The sequence below is a fragment of the Streptomyces sp. 8L genome (genome assembly GCF_020176795.1).
Classification (GTDB): Bacteria; Actinomycetota; Actinomycetes; order Streptomycetales; family Streptomycetaceae; genus Streptomyces.
On sequence record NZ_JAIUKE010000167.1, the window covers coordinates 1 to 1,037 of the forward strand.

Consider the following 1,037-nt stretch of genomic DNA (forward strand, 5'->3'; position numbering starts at 1 on the left):
CCTCGCCCCCCCCCGCCCCCCCCCACCCCCCCCCCCCCCCCCCCCCCCCCCCCCACCCCCCCCCCCCCCCCCCCCCCGCGGGGCGCCCCCCCCCCCCGGCGCCCTTGGGCGCTAAATCGACAATTCCCGATACTATGACGGGGTCATGACCACTGGGGACTCCCGCGCGGGCTCCGGCCCCTCAGGGGCGCCGGTTCCCGGCGCGGTCGAGGACCGGCCCGGCCGGCGGCCCCTGGGGGAGCGGGCCGGGTCGGGCCGGGTCGGGTCGGGGCACGTAGGGGACGGCGCGGGACAGGGTCAGCGGGCCGCGACCGTCGTGGTGCGATCGCCCGAGCCGCGGACGGGCGCAGCGTCCACGACCCCGGTCAGGTAGGCCGACACCACCACGTTCGCCGTGTACTCGTGGGACGTGCGGTCATAGGTGCCGCCACAGGTGATCAGCCGCAGATCGGCCCGGTCCCGCTGTTCCGCGCCGTAGACCTTCGCGGCGTCGAAATGCTTCCTGGACACGACCTCCACGTCGTTGATCGTGAACTCGGCGACGGAGCCGTCGGCCCGCGTCACGCGCACCTTCTCGCCGGCTTTCGCCGCGCTCAGCCCGTAGAACACCGCGGGCCGGGTCCGGGTGTCCACGTGCCCGACGAAGACGGACGTCCCCGCCGCGCCCGGCCGCGTACCGGCGTCGTACCAGCCGACCGTCCCCGGCGTGGAGTACGGCGGCGGGTCGACCGCGCCCGCCGCGTCGAGCCCCCGGCCGGTGACGGGCGCGCCGATGCCGAGCGACGGGATGTCGACGCGCCTCGGCAGCGACGGGCCGAGCGGGCGGTGGGCGGGCGGCAGCGGCACACCGAGGGGGCGGCCGACGGCGGCGATGTCGCCCGTGGCGGGTGCGGACGTACCGCCCGCCGAGCCGTCGGCCGCCCCCCGGCCCCCCCGCCCCGGGCCCCCCCCCCCCCCCGCCCCCCCCCGGCCCCGGGGGGGGGGGGCGGGGCCGCGCTCGCCGGGGCGCGCGGGGGGGGGGGGGGGGTGGGTGGGGG

Annotated in this window: 1 protein-coding gene; it reads right to left on the reverse strand. The window is 80.3% G+C overall.

From position 1 onward, the window contains the following. Positions 1–297: 297 nt before the first annotated feature. A partial coding sequence (locus LCE31_RS15740) for a class F sortase (RefSeq protein WP_225014887.1) occupies positions 298–1,037 on the reverse strand: 740 nt, incomplete at its 5' end.